General features: G+C 59.1%; 6 protein-coding genes. 2 read left to right on the top strand and 4 right to left on the bottom strand.

The features are described 5' to 3' along the window. From AC11W3_RS02785 to miaB, 3 genes are all read right to left on the bottom strand, one after another. Positions 1 to 851: zinc-binding metallopeptidase family protein (locus AC11W3_RS02785; RefSeq protein WP_484092442.1), on the bottom strand; the 851-nt coding region annotated here is incomplete at its 3' end. Positions 852 to 1,021: 170 nt separating this feature from the next. Beyond that, a complete protein-coding gene (locus AC11W3_RS02780; RefSeq protein ID WP_484088572.1) occupies positions 1,022 to 1,525 on the bottom strand; it encodes a bifunctional nuclease family protein in 504 nt (167 codons plus the stop codon). An 18-nt stretch (positions 1,526 to 1,543) separates the two neighbouring features. Beyond that, positions 1,544 to 2,869, bottom strand: a complete 1,326-nt coding sequence (gene miaB / locus AC11W3_RS02775; RefSeq protein ID WP_484092441.1) for a tRNA (N6-isopentenyl adenosine(37)-C2)-methylthiotransferase MiaB — start codon at positions 2,867 to 2,869, stop codon at positions 1,544 to 1,546. A gap of 230 nt (positions 2,870 to 3,099) precedes the next feature. On the opposite strand from miaB, the gene tatA reads away from it, so the two are divergent. Continuing rightward, positions 3,100 to 3,282, top strand: coding sequence for a twin-arginine translocase TatA/TatE family subunit (gene tatA, locus AC11W3_RS02770; protein WP_484088574.1), 183 nt, complete (start codon positions 3,100 to 3,102; stop codon positions 3,280 to 3,282). Between the two features lie 32 nt (positions 3,283 to 3,314). Here tatA and AC11W3_RS02765 read toward each other — a convergent pair whose 3' ends face one another. Beyond that, on the bottom strand, positions 3,315 to 3,950 hold the full coding sequence (locus AC11W3_RS02765; protein WP_484088575.1) for a class I SAM-dependent DNA methyltransferase: 636 nt from the start codon (positions 3,948 to 3,950) through the stop codon (positions 3,315 to 3,317). A 400-nt stretch (positions 3,951 to 4,350) separates the two neighbouring features. Between AC11W3_RS02765 and rpsT the strand changes: the two genes are divergently transcribed. Beyond that, a complete protein-coding gene (gene rpsT, locus AC11W3_RS02760) occupies positions 4,351 to 4,614 on the top strand; it encodes a 30S ribosomal protein S20 (RefSeq protein ID WP_484088576.1) in 264 nt (87 codons plus the stop codon). The last annotated feature ends 45 nt before the right edge of the window (positions 4,615 to 4,659 follow it).

Genomic DNA, 4,659 nt, shown 5'->3' with positions numbered 1-4,659 from the left:
ATGTCCTCCTGCTGCGCCGTGTCGGAGAGGAGATCGAAAAGGACGGGGTTGATGTTGGCGCCCCTGGGGAGGATCGGCCCCTTCCCGAGCCCCACCTCGCCGTTGTGCTTCTTCTCGACGTCCGGCTGGTCGGTGGCGAAATCAACCTCGACGCAGATGCCCACGTCGGGGTTGACCGAATAGCTGCTGGTGGTGCCGCCCCGCAGCCCGACCTCTTCCTGCACGGAAGAGACGCCGTAGAGATCGATCGGGAGCTGGACGGGAAGGGCCGCTACCGTGCGCAGCACCTCGGCGACCACGAAGCTGCCGGCCTTGTCGTCAAGACCACGGCAGGTCACACGGTCGCCGGCCAGACGCTCGAGGGCGACGGCGAAGGTCACGGGATCGCCAACGCGCACCAGCTCCTGCGCCTCCTTCTTGTCGGCGGCGCCGATGTCGATGTACTGTTTCTCCAGCTTGATGACGTTGTCCCGCTCCTTGGGCTCGATCAGGTGGATAGGCTTCTTGCCGATGACGCCGTTGATGCTCCCCTTCGAGGTGTGGACATGAACCCTCATGCCCGGGGTGATGTGGGCGTCGACCCCGCCAATGGCGGAGAAGTAGAGGAAGCCCTGGTCGTCGATGTAGCGGACCTGGAGGCCGATCTCGTCGGAGTGGCCGACCAGCATGACTCTCGGCCGGTCCTGACCGACCCCCTGGATCATCCCGAAAACGTTGCCCATGACGTCAGTGCCGACCTGCGAGAACGACGAGATATATGAGCGGAATACCCGCTGAGCGGGCTGCTCGTACCCGGATGGGCTCGGCGCCGCCAATAACTGCTGCAGGAAATCGAACGATGCTTCACGCATAAAAGCCTCCTTAAAAAAGATTAAGATGGAAATTGAGATCAGGAAGAACCTTAATCCAACTCCACCTTACTCTTTGTCATCAATGATTTCAACCCTCTACGACCCAGAGGATCTCTTCGGCGGCCACTTCAGCCGTTTCCGATCTCGCCCCCAGTACGGATCTGCTCCGCCTACATCGGATACTTCCCCAACGTCGAAGGATCGAGCTGATCGAGAAAATCGACGAACCTGCGGGCATTGTTTTCACCGGTAAAGTCCTCCTCGCTCATGTCGAGGCTCGACACCTGGGACATGAGCTCGCTGTTCACCAGGACCGGGAGGCGGTACTTCAGCGACAGGAGCATGGCCTCGCTGACATGGAGATTAAGCGTCATCTCCTCGCCGTCTGCCGTCGACAGCCGGACGAAGGAATCGAATACCCCATCCTTGACGCTCTCGATGATGATGCCGGTAACGGTCATCCCCAGCTTTTCGATAAGAACGGAGAAGACGTCCTTGCGGCCGCTTCTGAGGGAGAACTCCCGGCCGATGAATTCAGCGGCGAAGGTTACCGACTCGGAAGAGTTGATCCAGACCGGCACCGCGTTTTTTTCTTCAGCATCCTTGAGAATGACCACCGGCATCTGCGCGATGCCGTCCAGCGCGAAACCGTAAACCTTCATCTCGAGATACATTTCTCCCAGCCTCCCTGATCAGACATGCAGGATCTCGCCCTTGAGGAGCGTCTGCAACCCCTCAGTGATCCTCACTTCCAGCACCCGCCCTGTCAGCGACAGGTCGCCGTCGATGACTGTGGCCCGGTTGCCGCCGGTCCTGCCGAAGAGGGCATCACCCGTGCTGCTCAACCCCTCCACCAGGACCTGCTGCACCGTTCCCACCAGTTCCCGGTTGGCCGCCAGGGTCGTTTTCTTCTGTGCGGTCTGCAGCCGTTCCAGCCGTCCCTGCTTCTCGGCGTGGGGCGTTTCGTCGGCATATTCTGCCGCCTTGGTCCCGGGACGCGCCGAGTAGATGAACGAGAAGAGGTCGGCGTATTGTACCTCCTCCATCAGGGCCAGGGTCTCCTGGAAAGCGGCCTCATCCTCACCGGGGAAACCGACAATCATGTCGCCGGTGACCTGGATCCCGGGACAGGCGGATTTGAGTGCTGCCACCTTGGAGAGATAGTCGGCGCGGGTATAGCCGCGGTTCATCATCTTGAGCACCGCGTCGCTCCCCGACTGGGCCGGGAGGTGGATGTGCGGGGCGAGCTTGGGAATGTCGGCAAAGCAGGCGATAAGCCGCTCGGAGATATCCTTCGGGTGCGAGGTCGTGAAACGGAGCCTCTTGATTCCGTCCACCTGCGCTACCAGCCTGAGGAGCTCAGGAAAATCAGGCTCGTCCTCGTTGCGGGATCCATATGAATTGACGTTCTGGCCCAGGAGGGTGACCTCGCTGACCCCTGCGGCGGCCAGGGTCTCCACTTCCTCGACGACTTTGGCGGCGCTCCTGCTGATCTCGCGCCCGCGCACATGGGGGACGATGCAGTAGGCGCAGAAGTTGTCGCACCCCTGCATGACGGTCACGAAGCGGGTCACGCCGGCTTCGGCCTCGATTACCGGGAAGAGGTCGAACCTCTTCTCGTCGTCGACAAAATCGGTCTCGATGCTGCGCTTGCCCGCTTCCGCGGCGGTGACCATCTCCTGCAAAAGGTGCAGGTTGTGCGTGCCGAAAACCAGGTTGACGAACGGCGCCTTCTTCAGGAGCCTTTCCCCCTCCTGCTGCGCCACGCAGCCACCGACGCCGATGATGAGCCCCGGCTTTCCGGACTTGATCGATTTGAATTTCCCGAGGTGCCCGTAGACCTTCTGCTCAGCCTTCGCCCTTATGCTGCAGGTGTTCAGGAGGATCAGGTCCGCATTGGGGGCCTCCGATGTCTCGGTGTACCCGATCCCTCTCATGAGCCCGACTATCTTTTCAGAATCGCTCACGTTCATCTGGCAACCGAAGGTCTCCAGATAGAGCTTTTTTCCCTGTTTCACGTCACTTCCTTGCCGTTGAAATAGAGGAATATTACGCAGCTTCGCCTCCGCTCGTCAATACATTTAAAGGCTGGTGCGGCAGTAGGGGCGCAGCGAGGAGAGCGGGGGGTTGCTAATGAAGTGGATGCGGAGTAGGTAGCGGGCCGAGGGGATGGAAAGTTGCCTTGCCACCTTCCTGTCGATTTGCTATAAAGCAATGATTGTTAAATTTTAATATCTGGGAGGGGCCTATGTTCGGTATCGGCGTACCGGAGTTGCTGATAATTCTCGTGGTGCTGCTGTTGGTGGTTGGACCGTCAAAGCTGCCGCAACTCGGGGCTTCCCTCGGTCAGACGCTGAAAAACTTCCGTAAGGGAATGCACGACGAGCCGCGGGTGATAAACCCGAAGGACGAAGAAAAAAAAGGGGAGTAGGCAGCCCCTGCCCTCCCCTTTAAGCGGAGGGATCAGTCCATTCTGCCGAGGCAAAGAAGCACCGGATAGCACCGCTTCCCTCCGTCGCACTCCGGCTTCTCGATGGTGGCGGCGGTCACGACGCGTATCTCTGTCAGTCCACTTCTTGAAAATTCGGAGCGGAGGAATTCGCGGTCGAAGCCGAAGTGAAGGACGCCGGCGGGATCGTCATGGAAGCCGCCGTCTTCGGCCTGGAGATCGGCCACCGCCAGCCAGCCGCCGGGCTTCAATCCCTTGGCCAAGACGCTGATAAGCGAGGCAACGTCGTCGACGTGGTGCATCGTCATGCTGCTGACGATCAGGTCGTAGCGACCTTCCAGCCGGGCCTGGTCCTCAAGGTCGATCAGTTTCGTCTCCACATTGGTCAGGCCGCGCTCCCGCACTTTTCGAGCGAGGACATCGAGCATGCCGCGCGAACTGTCGGCGCCCGTTATGCTCTTCACAAAGGGCTGGACTCCGAGGGTGACCAGGCCACTGCCGCAGCCATAATCGAGAGCGTCCATGTCTGCTGCAAGCGGCAGTTCTCGGCGGATAGCGGCCACGATGTCATCAGCGAGTTTCACCCTGCGCGGTTCCTCATCCCACCTAGCGGCCGCGGAGTCGAAATCCCTTCTTCCCTCTTTATGCATGGCACCTCCCTACGGTGATGGGCCGCCCATATGTAGCTGGCGCGACGGTCGAACGCAAATTACAGATTTTGTTAAAAAGACGGAGCGTCAGGGCAGCCCCCTTTCCCTCGCCCGGCCTTCGGCCACCCTCTCCTGGGGGGAGAGGGAAGAATTGAGCCTTGACGGCGGAGCCAGCATAGTATTCAAAAATCTATATGTCAACATCTGGATGCTGTTGAATCGATTCCCGAACAAATAGTTGGAAAAGCGGAGCAAAGAGTGGTAATGTGCGTGGTTCACGGGACGCGCGGGATTTTTTCCTCCACGGAGACATTTCCGCTTGACACCCCCCGATGGCCGGTGTTATAAGTTCTACTTTCGAAAACTCAAAAGCTACATTTAAAATACTCGGAGGTGCAGTTTGGCAAATCATAAATCGGCAATAAAAAGGATAAAGCAGACCGTGAAAAGGACGGAGCGCAACAAGCACGAGCGTTCCACCCTGCGCACCTTTATCAAGCGCGTCCGCGAAGCCGTGGCCAGCAAAGATCAGGCAGCTGCTCAGGCAGCTCTGGCCTCTGCCATTCCGGTCATCGACGGTGCTGCGACCAAGGGCATTATCCACACCTCCAACGCCTCCAGGAATGTCTCCCGCCTGACCAAGCTGGTTAACACTCTCGGCTAGTCGCAACAGGCAGGTCGGAAGCAGAAAGTTTAAAAGGGAATCCCA

The sequence above is a fragment of the Geomonas sp. genome (assembly GCF_056994735.1).
Note: the sequence above shows the minus strand (reverse complement) of the source record. Positions and strands in the feature narration are given on the sequence as shown.

What these genes read in the sequence shown, in the direction of transcription:
- AC11W3_RS02780 (WP_484088572.1), bottom strand. Translation starts at nt 1,525, where the DNA reads ATGTATCTCGAGATGAAGGTTTACGGTTTCGCGCTGGACGGCATCGCG.
- tatA (WP_484088574.1), top strand. Translation starts at nt 3,100, where the DNA reads ATGTTCGGTATCGGCGTACCGGAGTTGCTGATAATTCTCGTGGTGCTG.
- AC11W3_RS02765 (WP_484088575.1), bottom strand. Translation starts at nt 3,950, where the DNA reads ATGCATAAAGAGGGAAGAAGGGATTTCGACTCCGCGGCCGCTAGGTGG.